14 protein-coding genes and 1 other RNA gene are annotated in these 17,051 nt (G+C 43.8%); 4 read left to right on the top strand and 11 right to left on the bottom strand.

Going from position 1 to position 17,051, the window contains the following annotated elements; genetic code table 11:
- Positions 1–2: 2 nt before the first annotated feature.
- Positions 3–1,148 (bottom strand): cysteine desulfurase family protein, encoded by a 1,146-nt coding sequence (locus CL176_RS05055; protein WP_118990327.1) that lies wholly within the window; start codon positions 1,146–1,148, stop codon positions 3–5.
- A 269-nt stretch (positions 1,149–1,417) separates the two neighbouring features.
- Between CL176_RS05055 and CL176_RS05050 the strand changes: the two genes are divergently transcribed.
- The 3 genes from CL176_RS05050 to CL176_RS05040 all read left to right on the top strand — a co-directional run bounded on the left by CL176_RS05050 (position 1,418) and on the right by CL176_RS05040 (position 3,281).
- On the top strand, positions 1,418–2,683 hold the full coding sequence (locus CL176_RS05050) for a replication-associated recombination protein A (RefSeq protein WP_205528142.1): 1,266 nt from the start codon (positions 1,418–1,420) through the stop codon (positions 2,681–2,683).
- A gap of 88 nt (positions 2,684–2,771) precedes the next feature.
- A non-coding RNA gene (gene ssrS, locus CL176_RS05045) (6S RNA) lies at positions 2,772–2,962 on the top strand.
- 46 nt (positions 2,963–3,008) lie between these two features.
- Positions 3,009–3,281 (top strand): hypothetical protein, encoded by a 273-nt coding sequence (locus CL176_RS05040; RefSeq protein ID WP_118990326.1) that lies wholly within the window; start codon positions 3,009–3,011, stop codon positions 3,279–3,281.
- A 46-nt stretch (positions 3,282–3,327) separates the two neighbouring features.
- On the opposite strand, the gene pyrR is transcribed toward CL176_RS05040, so the two are convergent.
- The 6 genes from pyrR to CL176_RS05010 all read right to left on the bottom strand — a co-directional run bounded on the left by pyrR (position 3,328) and on the right by CL176_RS05010 (position 9,956).
- The gene (gene pyrR / locus CL176_RS05035) at positions 3,328–3,858 is read right to left on the bottom strand and encodes a bifunctional pyr operon transcriptional regulator/uracil phosphoribosyltransferase PyrR (RefSeq protein WP_118990325.1); all 531 of its coding nucleotides are present in this window, start codon (positions 3,856–3,858) and stop codon (positions 3,328–3,330) included.
- Positions 3,859–4,156: 298 nt separating this feature from the next.
- Positions 4,157–4,393, bottom strand: a complete 237-nt coding sequence (acpP, locus tag CL176_RS05030; protein ID WP_118990324.1) for an acyl carrier protein — start codon at positions 4,391–4,393, stop codon at positions 4,157–4,159.
- A gap of 89 nt (positions 4,394–4,482) precedes the next feature.
- Complete coding sequence (gene plsX, locus CL176_RS05025; protein ID WP_118990323.1) at positions 4,483–5,484, bottom strand: phosphate acyltransferase PlsX; 1,002 nt, start codon at positions 5,482–5,484, stop codon at positions 4,483–4,485.
- Positions 5,485–5,530: 46 nt separating this feature from the next.
- The gene (gene recG / locus CL176_RS05020; protein WP_118990322.1) at positions 5,531–7,573 is read right to left on the bottom strand and encodes an ATP-dependent DNA helicase RecG; all 2,043 of its coding nucleotides are present in this window, start codon (positions 7,571–7,573) and stop codon (positions 5,531–5,533) included.
- A gap of 284 nt (positions 7,574–7,857) precedes the next feature.
- Entirely contained in the window at positions 7,858–9,573 is a 1,716-nt protein-coding gene (locus tag CL176_RS05015) for a DAK2 domain-containing protein (RefSeq protein WP_118990321.1), read from the bottom strand.
- A gap of 26 nt (positions 9,574–9,599) precedes the next feature.
- A complete protein-coding gene (locus tag CL176_RS05010; protein WP_118990320.1) occupies positions 9,600–9,956 on the bottom strand; it encodes an Asp23/Gls24 family envelope stress response protein in 357 nt (118 codons plus the stop codon).
- 237 nt (positions 9,957–10,193) lie between these two features.
- Between CL176_RS05010 and rpmB the strand changes: the two genes are divergently transcribed.
- Positions 10,194–10,382 (top strand): 50S ribosomal protein L28, encoded by a 189-nt coding sequence (gene rpmB / locus CL176_RS05005; protein ID WP_118990319.1) that lies wholly within the window; start codon positions 10,194–10,196, stop codon positions 10,380–10,382.
- 347 nt (positions 10,383–10,729) lie between these two features.
- Here the strand turns inward: rpmB and ftsY are convergent, their stop codons facing one another.
- The 4 genes from ftsY to rnc are packed head-to-tail and all read right to left on the bottom strand — an operon-like array spanning position 10,730 to position 16,838.
- Entirely contained in the window at positions 10,730–11,743 is a 1,014-nt protein-coding gene (gene ftsY, locus CL176_RS05000; RefSeq protein WP_118990318.1) for a signal recognition particle-docking protein FtsY, read from the bottom strand.
- 1 nt (position 11,744) lies between these two features.
- Entirely contained in the window at positions 11,745–12,563 is an 819-nt protein-coding gene (locus CL176_RS04995; protein ID WP_118990317.1) for a Cof-type HAD-IIB family hydrolase, read from the bottom strand.
- Position 12,564: 1 nt separating this feature from the next.
- Positions 12,565–16,125, bottom strand: a complete 3,561-nt coding sequence (gene smc / locus CL176_RS04990; protein WP_118990316.1) for a chromosome segregation protein SMC — start codon at positions 16,123–16,125, stop codon at positions 12,565–12,567.
- 11 nt (positions 16,126–16,136) lie between these two features.
- A complete protein-coding gene (rnc, locus tag CL176_RS04985; RefSeq protein WP_118990315.1) occupies positions 16,137–16,838 on the bottom strand; it encodes a ribonuclease III in 702 nt (233 codons plus the stop codon).
- Positions 16,839–17,051 lie beyond the last annotated feature (213 nt).

The raw sequence follows: 17,051 nt of genomic DNA, 5'->3' as shown, positions 1-17,051 counted from the left end.
GATTAACGTCCTTTCTGAATCTGAATTAATGCATTCACAAATTGTGTAATATCTTCTTCGCTAGTCTGCTTACCAAAAGATACGCGTAAACTTTCATGCCAACGATCCGGCTCTTCTGGATAATAGGCTTGCAGAATGGGACTGTCCGATACGCTCCCAGCAGAACAAGCACTCCCAGCAGAAATATAAATGTCCCGCAAATCCAATTGAATTAACAAGCGACTTGCTTCCTGGCCTAGCAACCAAATACTATGTATATTGTTCACGCGATTATGCGGATCTCCATTCATCGCAATAGCTAAGCCGGAAGTCTCTAGCAAAGCTTTGAAATGCTGCGCTAAATGCGCATAGTGCGCTAAGCGTTCAGCGCGCTCTTGCTTTAACAACTCAAACGCTTTGGCCAGACCGAGTATATAAGGAGTATTCTCCGTACCAGACCTTTGTTTAGCTTCCTGACCTCCCCCATGTAAGAGTGGGTTTAGGATCATCTCTTCCCGCCAAGGCCGATAAATTAAAAGCCCAATCCCTTTGGGCGCATAAATTTTATGGCCGGAAGCAACCAGAGAGGTCGCTGGGATACTTCCCATATCCCAATCCACAGTTTGGAAGGCTTGTACCGCATCCACATGAAACCAGTAACCCGCAACTTGAGCTGCTTGACCTATTTCAAAGACGGGTAGAATGGAGCCGACTTCATTATTGACAGCCATGGCAACCCAGCCGATTGTGCCTGCTTGACTCGCATTGCGAAACGCCTCTGCTGTATATGCGCCATTACTATCAGGCTTTAGATAGCTGACTTGGAAACCATTCTGCTCAAGAAAGGCTAATTCTTCCTTGACAGACGGATGCTCAATAGCTGTTGCGACAATATGATTACCCAGGCCAAGCTTACGCGCTTGATAAGCTTGACTGCGCAAGGCCCAGTTATTCGCTTCGGTTGCCCCGCTTGTAAAGAACAAACTTTTATCCGGGACGCCGATGCTCTCAGCAATACTAGTTCGCGCATTCTGAATCTGTCGTTTGGATTTCTTGCCAATTCGATATATACTGGATGGATTACCAAAGTTATGCACCAGAGCGTCTTGAATCGTCTCCACCACTTCATCATCGATAGGGGTGGTGGCTGCATAGTCTAAATAAATCATCTGCTTCCCTCCTATCTGTTTCATTTTAGCATAATTTAAGTCGTAGCTTTCAACATTATAGCATTTATTTGAATGAAAACAAGATGCTTGCTGCATACATTTCTTTTTAAATAATATTTATAAGTGTGAGAGCTGTGCTTTAAAGTTAGTTTCGCTCTATGCACAGTCCGAGTCTATCTAATGGATTCAGAACAAAACACGAACGTATTTCTTGTGCTTTCGTTACTTTTCCTGTAAACTAAAGATTAACAAAGTATGGAGGTGATCATGTGCAAGAACCTTTAGCTTATCGCATGCGTCCTCGGGAAATAGATGAAGTGCTCGGTCAAGCGCATCTTGTTAGCGATGGCAAGATTATTCGCCGCATGGTCGATGCCAAGCGTTTATCTTCGATGATTCTATATGGACCGCCAGGTACCGGCAAGACGAGTATTGCTAGTGCCATCGCAGGAAGTACGAAATATGCCTTTCGAACCTTAAACGCAGCTACAGATAGTAAGAAAGACTTGGAGATTGTTGTCGAGGAAGCCAAGATGTCTGGCACGGTAATTCTCCTCTTAGATGAGATTCACCGCTTAAATAAGGTCAAGCAAGACTTTCTCCTCCCCCATTTAGAAAATGGCCGAATTATTCTTATCGGGGCAACTACAGAAAATCCGTATATTTCCATCAATCCAGCCATCCGTAGCCGTCTGCAAATCTTTGAAGTGAAACCTTTAACGCCGGATGATATTCAAATGGGTCTAAAAAGAGCACTTACAGACAAAGACCGGGGCTTGGGCGAGATGCCAATTGTGATTGCTGACGATGTCTTACGCCATTTCGCTAGTACGACGCAAGGAGATATTCGCAGTGCCCTAAATGCTCTGGAATTAGCAGCCTTGTCCACGTCACCAGATGCTGATGGAAACATTGTGATTACCCAAGCCGTTGCTGAGGAGTGCCTACAACACAAGCGTTTAAATCATGATAAAGATGGTGATGCCCATTATGACGTTATCTCTGCCTTCCAGAAATCAATCCGCGGTAGTGATGTAGATGCTGCGCTATATTATTTAGCTGTGCTCTTAGAAGCCGGTGAATTAACCATTGCTTGCCGCAGGTTGCTAATTATTGCCTATGAAGATATTGGCTTTGGTAATCCTGCAGCAACCGAGCGAACCGTCGCTGCGGTCACGGCTGCCGAGAAAGTAGGCTTACCGGAAGCGGCCATTCCTCTGGCATTTGCCACAAGTGATTTAGCCCTGTCCCCTAAGTCGAATACTAGTTACCGCGCATTTAATGAGGCAATGGCTGATGTTCGCAAAGGAGCCGGTGGTCCCGTTCCCGATCATTTAAGGGATGCCCACTACCAAGGCGCTGAAAAACTGGGGCGTAGCGTTGGCTATAAGTATCCTCATGATTACCCGGGCCATCATGTTTCCCAACAGTATTTGCCGGACCCTTTGAAAAACCGACGATATTTCCAAGCGGAGCCAACTGGTAAATATGAGGAAGCAATTGCGGGACTTTACGAAAGATTAAAAGGAAATTGAACGCACTAAAATTATATCCACTTTGTAAATTCTTTGTAAACATACCCCTTGCATTCCACCAATCTTGTGATATAATTTAAGTATAGAAAGTTATCTGTGGTGTGCGTTGCACATATATTGTGTGGACCGACCATATTATCTTTGATAAGGGATCCCGTGGTAGGGGCCTATGACAAGCCTTTTACATTTGGAAGTCAAATGGCTCTTGCGTGGAACCCACCTGCAATTACCAGCGGGTTCAAAACATGTATGTGCTAAGACGGCACCAACGGAGCTTTTTTGGCTGGCCTTGTGCCAGCTTTTTTATATTTTTTTGGAGGCCTTTATGCTGAACTTATTAATTAATTTAATGCCAACCATGTGTATTATTCTAGCTGGCTATATTATTATTTTTGCGCGATCTTTGCAGAAATTTCTTGGCTTGAAGCGACAAAGGGAAATTATTGCCATTGGCGTGACATATTTCCTACTAGCCATCCTGGGTTTTTTACTCATTTATCAACAAATCCAAATAGGCATTCCTATCTGGTTGATACTCGTTATACTTCTAACCTTGGCCTTGATTTACTTTACAATTCAAGCCCGCAAACACCGCTAAACGAAAAGACACGTTCAGTTCTCATTTACTGAACGTGTCTTTTCGTTTATGCTCGTTCTTGGATAAAGACACTCTCTTCCCCATCGGTTTCCTGCAATTTCACTTGCACTTGCTCATTCTGGCTCGTGGGAACATTCTTCCCTACAAAATCAGGCCGAATCGGCAACTCGCGGTGACCTCGATCGATTAAGACAGCTAATTGAATTTGCTTAGGACGCTGGTTCGATAAAAGGGCATCCATCGCTGCTCTTACCGTACGCCCTGTAAATAGCACGTCATCTACAATAACAAGGCGCTTATTATTCAATTCATGCGTAAATGCTGGATTCTTAACCAAAGGCTCTCTTTGCAATCGGCTCAAATCATCCCGGTAGAAAGTTACATCCAAGAGCTCTACAGGAATTGTGACGCCTTCAAAGGCAGCAATATTGGCTTGAATCCGGCGGGCCAAAGGCTCTCCGCGCGTTTGAACCCCAACTAAAATAACTTCTTCCAGCGATTGATTGCGCTCGATAATTTCATGCGACATTCGTCGCAAAGACCGCCCTATCGCCGCTTCATCCATGATTTGCTTCATTCAGACACCTCTTTCTAATCAGTTTTCCTATCACAGCATACAGTCTAAACTTCCGCAATTATACATCGTTACGACTGCATTTTTCAGGTGAGATTATTTTCAGCATAGGTTGTATAATTATATAATACAGGTCAGAGTAACAAAAATTCTGTGAAATGTAAATTTCATCTTATATTCACTAGATTATTTATTATTATTTCTTGTGTTGTATCGAATAGGGGGGAAATTTCGACACAAGCATTCTGGTATATTTAAAGAAATACTCCCGACCGATTACCAACCAGCCAGGAGTTCTCGTTTATTTTAATTCCTCAATATAAGAAACGGCATCCCCAATTGTCTGCAGCTCTTCAATCTTCTCATCATCAAATTGAATATTGTACTTGTCCTCAATCTCCATAACAAGTTCAACTACATCCAATGAATCTGCTCCTAAATCATCAAAGGTCATCTCTGGTGTGACAACCGATTCTTGAACACCGAAGCGCTCCACAATCATATGTTGCACTTCAACAAATGTTGACTCTTCTGCCATTGTAAATCCTCCTCCATTTATACTCCCCTGGCTCAATTATTGTACCATAAAGCCAAGGTCTGTCTACCTTTTTGCCCACTCTTTGGCTTCTATTCATTCGCAAAAAAATCCGTCGCCTCTTGTACAAAGCCTGATTCAATAATCGTCACCGCTTGCTTCATGGCGTTAACAATCGCGCGTGCATCAGATGAGCCATGTGTTTTGATGACAGGGGCTTTAACCCCTAAGAGAACCGCACCGCCAAATTCTGAAGTATCCACATCCTTGGCCATGCCTTTCAAGGTATCCTTAAGCATCGCCCCACCTAATTTAGCCATTGTCGAACCGCCCATAATTTTATCTTTGAGTAAGCGAACAATAGCTGAAGCGGTTCCTTCAATTGCCTTTAGAACGGCATTTCCGGTAAAGCCATCCGTGACCGCAACGTCACAAACGCCTTCAAGTAAATTACGACTTTCTACATTACCGATAAAGTTAATGCTTGCTTCTTCAGCAAGTAAATCATAGGCTGCTTGACTAAGCGCTGAACCTTTCCCAGCTTCTGTGCCATTGTTAATTAAGCCAACCCGAGGATTAGGAATGCCGAGAACTTTCGCTGCATAATAACTGCCAAGAATAGCAAATTGACGCATATTTTCTGCTTTCGTATCGGCATTTGCCCCCGCATCCATCAAGATAAAGCGACTACCTAAGTTACCCGAGACGACAGGCAGAAGAGGCGCCAATCCAGGACGGCCAATATTCTTGATCCGTCCAACAACCAAGAGGCCTGCGGTCAACAGAGCACCTGTATTTCCAGCAGAAACGATAGCGTCTGCTTCCCCGTCTTTCACGGCTTGAGCGGCGCGAACCATGGACGAATCTTTCTTACCACGAATCGCTTTAACCGGCTCATCTTCCCCGGTCACGATTTCAGTGGTCGGAATAATTTCAAGGCGGTCATTCGCTTGAAGTTTCGCGCGCAATACTGCCTCATCTCCGAATAACTTAACTTTGACATTAGGCACTTCTTCTAAGAATACTTTCGCCGCCTCAATCGTTACGTCCGGTGCATGGTCGCCTCCCATAGCATCTAAAGCAATTGTAATCATACGCATCCTCCTGTTTATCATTCTTTATTATTATAAAGGACTTCATTTAAATTTCAATCATTTGTCCTTGGCTCCAAGCCATCAGTGTTTCTAATTCAGCTTCTGTCATTTGTTCAGGATGTCTTAATAATTGTTGTACTTCCTTTCGGGCTACCTTCAAGATCACTTGATCTTCTAATAAATTCGCATAATGGAACTCAGGAATCCCACTTTGGGCTTGGCCGAATATCTCGCCACTTCCCCGGATTTTCATATCTTCCTGACTAATATAAAAGCCGTCTTGACTTTCAGCCATAATTTTCAAACGGGCCTTCCCTTGATCTGTCGTCGGGTCCCCAATTAAATAACAATAACTTGGCAAATCACTCCGCCCCACCCGTCCTCGCAACTGGTGTAATTGAGCTAAGCCGAATCGTTCCGCAGATTGAATCACAATCATCGTTGCATTCGGCACATTGACCCCTACCTCTACCATCGTTGTTGCAACAAGTAATTGCATCTGGCCTGTAACAAAGCATTCCATTGCTTCTGTTTGACTTTCCTTATCCAACTGGCCATGTAGCACGCCAATATTATACTGGGGGAAACGCTGGGCAAGGCGTTCGTATACTTCATTAACATTATCAATATCTGCCAAGTTCTCAGATTGGTCAATTAATGGCAGGACATAATAAATTTGGTGCCCTTTAGCCAACTCCTCCTCCATATGCTGATAAACCACATTAATTTGACTTGCTTTGGCTAATTTCGTTTGGATAGGCTGACGGCCTTTGGGTAGTTCATCAATCGTTGAAACAGACATTTCACCGTAGATGGACAAGGCCAATGATCTCGGGATGGGTGTGGCTGTCATTTGTAAGAGATTAATGGCCTTATCTTTCTGGTGGGCGGAAAGTAACTTATGTCTTTGGCGGACACCGAAGCGATGCTGCTCATCTATTACAACGAGGCCTAAGTTAGCAAATTGAACCTGATCTTGTATAAGGGCATGGGTACCGATTACAACCGAACTTTCACCTGAAGCTAAGTTAGCTAACACCCGCTCTTTCTCTTTACTTGGCATATGACTTACTAAAAGCTCACACTGCAAGTCTAAGGATGCAAAGGTTTCATTAAAGGCCTGCGCATGTTGCTTGGCCAGAATTTCAGTTGGCACCATCATTGCACCTTGGTAGCCAGCTGTAAGCGTTGCATACAAAGCCAGAAAGGCTACCAAAGTCTTCCCACTCCCCACATCGCCTTGAAGCATTCTTTGCATCGGATAAGGTGCTAATAAGTCATAACAAATTTCATTAACCGCTTGCTTCTGTGCATTCGTCAACTCGTAAGGCAAAGCTTGAATAAGTTGCTTCAAATCGTCGACATCATAATGGACTTCAATACCCGTATGTTGCCTTTGTTGAAAACTCGCTTGTTGTAGGCGCCACTGATAAAAGAAGAACTCATCGAAAATAATTTTACGTTCCGCTTGATGATGGGCTGCATCATCTTCAGGGAAATGCATCTGGTATAAGGCATCTTTCAGTGGCATCAGACGATACTTTTCGTTAAGAAAAGCCGGTAAACGGTCTTGAATACAAGTCGAATAGTCTGCAAAAGCTTGGCGAATCGCTTTAACAATCATACTTTGCTTCAAGCCTTTAGTTGCATGATAGACAGGATCAAAGGCCGCCCCTTCATCCTGTGCCTTCAAAAGCTTCATCCCTAGTAAATTCTGACGGTCACTCTGCCATTTCCCGTATACCCCTTGGGTATCACCCACTTCAATCTGCTTCGCCAAATACGGCTGATTAAAGAAAACCACTTGAATGACATCTGAATCACCAACCGCCAACTGAAAGACCAACCGACTTTTACGACCTCCGAAATAATTCACCACTGGAGGGGTCACTACCGTTCCTTTAAGCGTCACCTTCTCTTGATCGAGAATTGTTTTGATGTCACGTTCTTGAATATCCTCATAGCGAAACGGGAAATGATACATTAAGTTACGAATCGTCTCAATCCCCAACTCACCAAATCGCTCCGCCGATTTCGGTCCAATACCTGGCAGGAGCGTAATCGAATCGTCCCATGATTTCTCGCTCATATGACACCTCCTTGTGATATCTTTCATACAACTTGTATTATACTAAAGTTTGCGAGAAATGCTAAGCGGAATTGCGGTAGGGCCTTGATAGAAAGAATAATTTATAGCGTAAATCCCCCCTATTTTATATAACCTATCCTATAAATGCAGCAGTATCATCGTTCGTCATTATTATATTCATTGAGGTATATAATTCTGGGTGAGTTTAGATTATAGAACAGAGCAAGTATGATCTAACCGACAAAACAAAAAGACCTCTAGCAGGAGCTAGAAGCCTTAACTGTTTATTCCACAGACATCATGTAATGGTATACGGGTTGGTTGCCTTCCACAATCTCTGTATCAATTGCGTCATACTTTTCGCTTAGGCGACTTAAAGCTGCCTCAGCCGTCTCTTGGGAGCCATCCTCACCAATGTAAACCGTTACAATCTCACTCCACTCATCAACCATCGCATCGAGCGTTTGGTAAAGGGTTTCTTCAAGGATGTTCGTAGCTACCACGATGTCACCATCAATAAGGCCCATGAAGTCATCTTTTTTGATAACGAGGTCATTGATTTCTGTATCACGAATCGCATAAGTAACTTGTCCGGATGTGACTTCCTTACTCATATCTGTCATGCCTGCAACATTCTCTTCAAAACTAGCAGTTTCATTGAAGGCTAGCATGGCGGAGACTCCTTCTGGAATCGAACGGGTCGCAATGACTTCAACGGGAATATCAACAATGGATGCAACTTGTTCCGCTGCCATTTGAATATTCTTGTTATTCGGCAAAATAATCAAACTCTCAGCGTTAATGCCTTCAACCGCTTTAACAAAATCTTCTGTTGCCGGATTCATTGTCTGGCCACCTTCAAGGATGACATGGACACCGATCGATTCAAAAAGATCACGAATGCCATCTCCTGCAGCTACAGCAACGATCGCAGTTTTCAACGGTTCATTCGTTAGTTTAATGCCACACAGCTCCTCAGTCATCAAGGGGTCTGCCTGTTGTTGTAAGGTTGCCTCTTCTTGTTCTAAAGCACGAACTTGCTCTCGCATATTGTCGACTTTAATCTTAACCAATTCACCGTATTGTTGGCCCAACTGCATAATTTCACCAGGATTTTCTGTATGAATATGCACTTTAATGATTTCATCATCCGCCACAACTAAGAGGGAATCTCCTTTAGTGTCAAGCAAGTTTCGAAAATCATCGTAATCGAATTCTTTTAATTGGCCTTCACCCAAGCCAATGCTAACCATAATTTCAGTACAGTAGCCGTAAGTAATCTCATCCATTGATAAAGGATGTTCATTGGCTTCATTGAAGACCGCATGTGAATGCTTAGCTGTGTCAGGGGTTTTCTGTACTTGAGTTACATCCGCGACAGTTTCACCCTTCAAGCTCGCTAAGAAACCTTCATAAATACATAAAAGTCCTTTACCGCCACTATCAACAACGCCAACTTGTTTGAGAACCGGCAGAAGATTCGGTGTATCGTCCAAGGATGTCTGAGCCCCTTGAACAATGGCTTCCATAATTTCTACAATATCATCGGATTCTTTCGCCTTGATTTCACCTTGAATACCCGCCTCGCGAGCAACAGTCAAGATGGTTCCTTCAACCGGCTTCATCACCGCTTTATAAGCTGCGTCTACACCACCGATAAATGCTAGCATAAATTGTTCACTCGTTAACGTTTCATAGGTCTCCACTGCTTTAGAAAAACCGCGGAAAATCTGTGACAAAATAACGCCCGAATTTCCTCTAGCACCCATTAATAACCCCTTAGCTAAGGCAGTTGTCAACTCACCTACATGGTCCGTTTGCGTTTGTAGAAGACGCTCTTTACCAGATTGAAAAGTCATATTCATATTCGTCCCTGTATCTCCATCAGGAACAGGGAATACATTCAGCGCATTCACCAACTCCACATTCTCAGCTAAATTCTCTGCCCCAGCAATAACCATCGCCTTAAAATCTGACGCAGTCAACTCTGTGTGTTTCACGTTTATCCTCCTCTACTCAAGTGACCTTAGTCTAACTTGACTCCTTGTACGTGAACGTTCACATAATCAAGTTCAAAGCCTAATAAACGTTCAACATTGTATTTTACTGCTTCTTGAATATTCCGACAGATTACAGAAATCTTCGTTCCATAACTTACCAGAATATACACATCCACACTGACTGAATCACCCTCTTGAGACAATACGACACCTCTTGTATAATTCTCGCGTCTCAAAATTTCGATAATATTATCTCGAAAGAAGTGCTTACTTACCATACCGACCACGCCATAATTATCAGTCACAGCTGCTCCAATCACAGTTGCGATGGCTTCGTTCGTTAAAGTAATGACACCGTTCGGTGTTGGAATTGTTAATGCCATGTATATTCCTCCTTAAGAATCTAGTTTGGATGTGATCCAAAAATGCCTTTTCTATCTTAACACATTTCTTGCTGGGTTAAAATGAAAATCCGTATTGTAGTATAATTATAGCATGGAATCGTTTCATTTAATACTTTTTCGCAATTTTTTACTTGCGCTCATTTCATTTATGTGATAAATTACTTGAGTATGATTCAGGAGAGGCAAAGCTCCTAAAAAATAAAGGAGGTCAACACAATGGCTAAAGAATGTTATGTAACTGGACGTAAAGCACGCTCAGGTAACCAACGCTCACACGCGATGAACAAATCTAAACGTACATTCGGTGCGAACTTACAAAAAGTTCGGATCATGGTTGATGGAGAGCCTAAGAAAGTTTGGGTATCTGCCCGTGCTCTCAAATCAGGCAAAGTACAACGCGTTTAATTGAATAGGCTGTATATGCCTTTTAAATCCAGGACGAACGTTCTGGATTTTTTGTGCTCAGATTTCGTTTCACAACATCATCTTCTTGACCAAATAGAACAGTCAGAAACAGCACGATGAATGTTCGGATTCCGTGGGAGTCGGCCCCCATGGAAGGATTTTTGTTGTTTATTCCGTGAGACAGCTTCTCGACGGAATTTTGCTCAGTTTTTATTCAGTGAGACCCTTTCTCCACAGAATCCAGTCACTTTTATTCAACGTACAAATAAAAAAACACCCCTTCTAAGAATTTTGAACTGCCCTTGTCTACTTGACAGGGGCAGTTCATCTCGAAGAGGTGCAAGTGTTTAAATTAATCCTTTTACCAAATTATACATATACTGTTCAGCATCGAAGACTTGCAAGTCGGTTGCCTGCTCGCCTAAGCCAATGTATTTCACGGGGATGTCTAAGTCATAGCGGATGGACAAGACAACGCCACCTTTGGCGGTACCATCAAGTTTAGTTAATACCAGACCGGTGATTTCAGTTGCTTCGTTGAATTGCTGGGCTTGAATGACAGCATTCTGGCCAGTAGTCGCATCGAGTACGAGCATCACTTCTTGTACACCATTTGGGTTTTCTCGTTCGATAATGCGTTTGATTTTGGCTAGTTCTTGCATTAAGTTGGCTTTCGTTTGCAAACGGCCAGCAGTATCTACTAGGACATAGTCAATGCCTTCATCTTGCGCTTGGTGAACCGCATCATAAACGACCGAAGCAGGGTCACCTTGGTCTTTACCCGATACCACAGGAATGTCTAGGCGCTCTCCCCAAACCGTAAGTTGCTCGGTTGCACCTGCCCGGAAAGTATCCGCTGCCGCAAATAGGACGCTGTGCCCTTCCTGCTTGAGCTGGTAGCCAATTTTGCCAACGGACGTAGTCTTACCTACTCCGTTAACCCCAACAAAAAGAATCACCGTTGGCCCATCAGGATTAATGTTGAGCAATTCAGCACCTGGCTCGCCATTCTTCTCATAGATTTCAACCATCTTCTCAATCATGACCCGCTTAACGTCGTCTTCCCGGTAAACGTTCTGAGCTTCAATTTCATCACGGATTGCATCGGTTAACGCAATTGTCATATTAAAGCCAACATCGGCGCTAATCAGCGTCTCTTCCAAATCTTCATAGAAATCTTCATCTATTTCTCTAAAGCCAGAGAAGAGGTCAGATATGCGTTCAGAGAAGTTCTTACGTGTCTTCTCCATCCCCTTATCATAAGTATCAAAGACGATTTCGGAATCTTTCTCCTTCAGCTCCTCTTTAACAACTTCATCTTCCCCAGTAAAGGCTCGCTTAATTCGGTCGAATAAACTCATCTTATTCACTCCTATTCAGAATATAATCTATCGCATGGGCAACTCCATCATTGGTGTTACTTTCAGTAACGTGCTTAGCCAAAGCCTTAATTTCATCGGTAGCATTGCCCATGGCTATCGGTAAACCTACTACTTCAAGCATTGAACGGTCGTTCTCTTCATCACCAATCCCAGCCATCTCGGTCGTTTTAATGCCGAGAATTTCTCCTAATTGCTCTAAGGCAGGACCTTTGCCAACACCTTTAGGCATCACTTCTAATTGGAAGGGATGTGAGCGAACAACCGCATACTTCTCCCGTAATTCTGCTTGGATATGGGGGAGTTGACTTTCCAGATGTTCCGTTTCCACGGTAATAACAAATTTAACGAAACGATGATCCGCTTCAAAATCCGCAAAGTCTACTACCTTAGACGGAGCCGTTGTCACTTTCTCCACATAAAAAGATGGGTGCCCCTCTGGGTAAGCCGTTGGTTCATAAACCCAATCAGAATCAATAACGTTAATTGGTAAGTCCAAGCGAGTAGCTTCCTCATACCACGTCTGCATATCCGTCATACTTAAGCTTTGACTAGCTATAACTTCACCGTCAACGGCGCGTCTAACTTGCCCTCCATTAAAGTTGACAATGTATTCATCTTCATCCGTAAAGCCAATCTCCTCAATAAAGTTCTTCATGCCTAAATAAGGTCGACCCGTGCATAAGACAACCTTTATGCCAGCTTCTTGAGCCCGGTAAAGTGCCTTCATGTTGGCAGGGCTAATCTGCTTCTCGTTATCCAGTAAAGTTCCGTCTAAATCAATTGCAATAAGTTTAATCATCTTAAGCCTCCAATGCTTCTTCTGCTTCACTGAGTCGAACGGATGCAAGTTTCGATACACCCGATTTCTCCATCGTAACACCATAAAGAACATCTGCATGTTCCATCGTTCCCTTACGGTGTGTAATAACAATAAACTGCGTATCTTCGGTAAAACTTTGAATATACTCACCGTAACGGTAAACATTCGCATCATCTAAAGCCGCCTCCACCTCATCCAACACCACAAAAGGTACCGGTTTAACTTCCAAAATCGCAAATAGTAAGGCAATCGCCGTTAAAGCACGCTCGCCCCCAGATAAAAGTGCCAAATTCTGCTTGCGCTTGCCTGGTGGTTGGGCAATAATATCTACCCCGGTCGTCAAGAGATTATCCGGCTGAGTCAATTCTAAATACGCTGACCCCCCGGCAAAAAGCTTCTGGAAGGTGCCTTGGAACTGCTCATTAATCTCATGGAAAGTCTTCCCGAAACGACTGGTGACCTCTTCATCCATCTCTGCCATGGTCGCTTCCAACTGCCCCATGGCAGTTAAAAGGTCCGCTTCTTGGGCAGACAAATTATCGAAACGCTCTTTTAGTTCATCATAATCTTCAATGGCTTGTAGGTTAATGGGACCCAATTGGTCAATTTTACGACGCAATGTTTTGACACGATTTTCACTCGTCGTTTCATTCTCTATCGGTTGGGCAATGGCTTGCGCCATCTCGAAATTCAATTGATATTCACTATTTAAATAATCGAGTTGTCGGTCGATAAAGGACGTATACTTTTCAATTTGCCCTTCCAAACGGGCGATTTGCCGACCGAGCTGCTGAAGTTCATCTTGAAGCGTCTTCTCTTGCCCTTCATCCAGGCGAATGGCCTCCGTTAAGATGGTGCGTTCTTGCCGTTGTTCCTCGATTTGCGTTTCCAATTGCTCGGCCTCAATCTTGGCCAGGTCGTTTTCCGTCTGAAGCTTTGCTAAATTGACTTTCAAAGTATCTATATCCAGGGTCTGACTTTCGCGACTATGTTGATAGCTTTCAATTTGGGCCTGATAATTTGCCACTTTCTCCTGGCGCTCGAGCACCGCTTGTTGCAATTGTTTCAATTCAACACTTTGAACGGCCTCTTGCGTGTTAAAACGATGGAGCTGTTGCTCCAATTCACTTACTTGCGCCTGGCGATCTGCTTCGCTTGCAGTTAACTGCTCCAAAGTCGCTTGATTCGCTTCAATCGCTGCCTGAGCCTCTTGAAGATCCGCTTGCGAACTAATAACCAGTTCAGTTGCCGCCGTTAATTCCTGCTGAACCGTTTTTTGTTCATCGGACTGAATGATTAATCGCTCAGAAGCTTGTCTTGCTTCTTGTTTAGCCGCCTCCTGGGCATGTTGAGCTTGTTGGCGAGCTTGACTAGCTTTATTTAAGTGTTCGGTTACTTCGGTGAGCTCTTTTTGGAGCTCTTTTTCTTGGGATTGAATTGCCTGCCAATTACGCTCCAGTTGAGCTAATTCGTCATTGGCTTGCTTGTAAGCTGCTTCTACCTCTTCTAACTGCCTTTGGCGGGTTAGCATCGAGCTTTGTTGATGCTTATTGCGGCCGCCTGTAATTGCCCCACCTGGCATAATCACCTCGCCGTCAAGGGTCACTAATTTAACTGATTGCTTTAAGTCTTTGGCCATCAATTGCGCTTGACTCACTTCTTCCACAACCACCGTAGTGCCAAGTAGATTCTCGACGATCGCCCGATTTTCCGGACTGCTCTGGACTAAATCACTGGCAACACCAACAAAACCCGGGTGCTTTTGGGCCGCTTGATGCAGGTGATCTGCTAGGGAGCGGCTTTTAATATTCGGCCTCGGTAAGAAAGTAGCTCGCCCCGCACGTTGCTTACGTAAATACTCAATGGCAGCGCGCGCCGCTTGGTCATCTTGCACAATAATATGCTGCAAAGCCCCCCCTAAAGCTGTATCAATGGCTTGTTGATAGCTTGCTTCCACTTGGATTAAATCCGCCACGGTTCCTTCTATCCCTTGAAGATGCTGGGCAGTCATGACGGAGCGTACCCCTTGGTAATAGCCTGCATAAGAGGCTTGTTGCTGCCGTTGGCTGTCTACTTGCCCTTGAAGTTGTTGTACTTGACGTTCTTTCTGGAAGAGCGCTTGTTGCGCTTGTTCGCGCTCTTCCTGATTAGCTTGTTGACTTAGCAAAACAGCCTGATACGTCTTGTGATAGGTCTGATAAGCGGTATCTTGAGCTTGGAAATAATCCTGGGCCTTGGTTGCCTCAGCCTCACTCGTCTCAGCGACTACTTTGCCTGCCTCCAATGCCTCGGCTAAACGAATTTGTCGCTCACTTAAGCGCTCTACTAGGTCTTCAGACTGCTTCAGTTGATTACTGGCTGTGGCTTGCTTCTGGTACAAATCTATCATGTCTTGACGCAAGGCTTCTACTTGATCCTCACGCTTGCCTGTGAGACGTTGCATTTGCTTCTCTAAGTCTTGGATGCTTACTTTTAAAGCTAGGAGGTCTTTTTTTGTTGCTTGATACTCTGCTTTCAAGTTGCTTAAGTGATCTTCTTCTTGGGCTAAGGCAGTTAAGGTCTCCTCATGACTCGCTGAATCTTTTGTGAATGAATCCGTTTGAAACGTAATTTGCTGATCGAGCATTTGGGCTTGGCCCATCTTGCGTTCCAAGGCTTGCATCATGCCCTGATAGCGATCGGCTGAGGCATCTATGGCTTGAATGAGATTTTCTTGTTCGATTTTGCGTTCGGCTAATCGCTCATGCACTTCTTGGTATTGCTTTTCAAGTGTCTCAAATTGTTCGTTCTTGGACTCTAAATCCCGCTCTGCAGCTTGCCACTGGACTTGTTGGGTCTGAATTTGGTAGGTATAAAGGGATACTTCTGCCTCTTTCAAGCCCGCCTTTAGTTCTTGATAAGTCAATGCATTATTGCGTTGAACTTCCAAAGGTTCTAGCTGACCCGATAGTTCATGGAGAATATCTTTGACCCGACTGAGGTGATCCTTGGATTTCTCAAGTTTTCGTTCAGCCTCGGTTTTGCGGTATTGGTACTTTTGCACCCCGGCCGCTTCTTCAAAGATAGTGCGCCGTTCTTCAGGCTTATTGAGGAATATCTGTTCTACTTGCCCTTGGGAGATAATAGAGAAACTATCTTTACCTAAGCCCGTATCTAACAGTAAATTGACAATATCCTTCAAGCGAACCGCTTCATTATTAATATAGTACTTGCTTTCCCCATTGCGATGATAGGTCCGGGTTAAGCTAACCTCGCTAAAATCCATATCCAAATAACGGTCTTCATTATTTAAAACCAAGGTAACCCGCGCAATATTCACCGCCTTACGGTCCTGGGTGCCATTGAAAATCACATCTTCCATCCGACTTCCGCGCAAACTCTTCGCCGACTGTTCACCCAAAACCCAGCGAATCGCTTCGGATAAATTACTCTTCCCACTACCATTAGGACCAACAACGGCCGTCATGCCTTGATCAAATTCAATCACAGTCTTATCCGCAAACGATTTAAAGCCTGTCATTTCAATTCTACTTAAATACATGGCGACACTCCTTAACCTCTGGACTTTTTATTGAGCGCTTCATAAGCTTGGCGGGCAGCTTGCATTTCTGCCGCTTTCTTGCTTTTGCCCATTCCTTTAGCCAAGAATTTCCCATTTAAATATAAGCCCATCTCAAAAACCTGATTATGAGCCGGTCCAGTTTTCTTCAATTCACGGTACTGAATAGATACCGTACCGTCCTGCTGGAGCACTTCTTGGAGCAAGGTCTTGTAATCGCGATTAATTTCAGCAAGGAAATTCTCGTGATCTTCCAGTAAATGTTTATTCAAGAAGGCCTGGACAGGCTTCATTCCTTGATCTAAATAAATGGCCCCCAGAAAAGCCTCGAAACAATCCGACAATATTGACGGCCTAGAAGCTCCACCGCTTTGGCTTTCTCCCCGACCTAATCGAATATAATAGTCAAAGTTGAATTGCTTGGCTAAACGGGCTAGGCTCGCCTCTTGCACTAAAAGTGCCCTTAAACGAGACAAATCTCCCTCGGATTTATTGGGATAATAATCATATAAGTACTGACTCGTCGCCAACTCTAAAACCGCATCCCCGAGAAATTCTAAGCGCTCATTGGATTCAAGATTCTCCCGGCGGTGTTCATTGACATAACTCGTATGGCAAAAAGCAGTATAAATTAATTGTTCATTATCTATTTGGGTATGTGTAATGTATTCGATATGTTGAATTAACTGACTCATCATAGGCCCCCTTCGTATCTGCTATATTTTATCATAAATGAATGAAAATACCTATCATTCCTTATAGTATGCCAAGTTAAAGAAATTTTCCAGTATTGGAAGAGCTCGTCAGCTATGGTAAAATGTATCTCTAGGCCTGAGCTGATAGGTGTTCCCTACATCTCATCGGAAAAGGCTCACCAAGAATTTCAGCTTGAGTTAACATTAAAAAAA

Origin of the sequence: Suicoccus acidiformans, from assembly GCF_003546865.1 — a bacterium.
Lineage (GTDB): Bacteria > Bacillota > Bacilli > Lactobacillales > Aerococcaceae > Suicoccus > Suicoccus acidiformans.
This window is presented reverse-complemented; position numbering and strand designations above follow the sequence as displayed.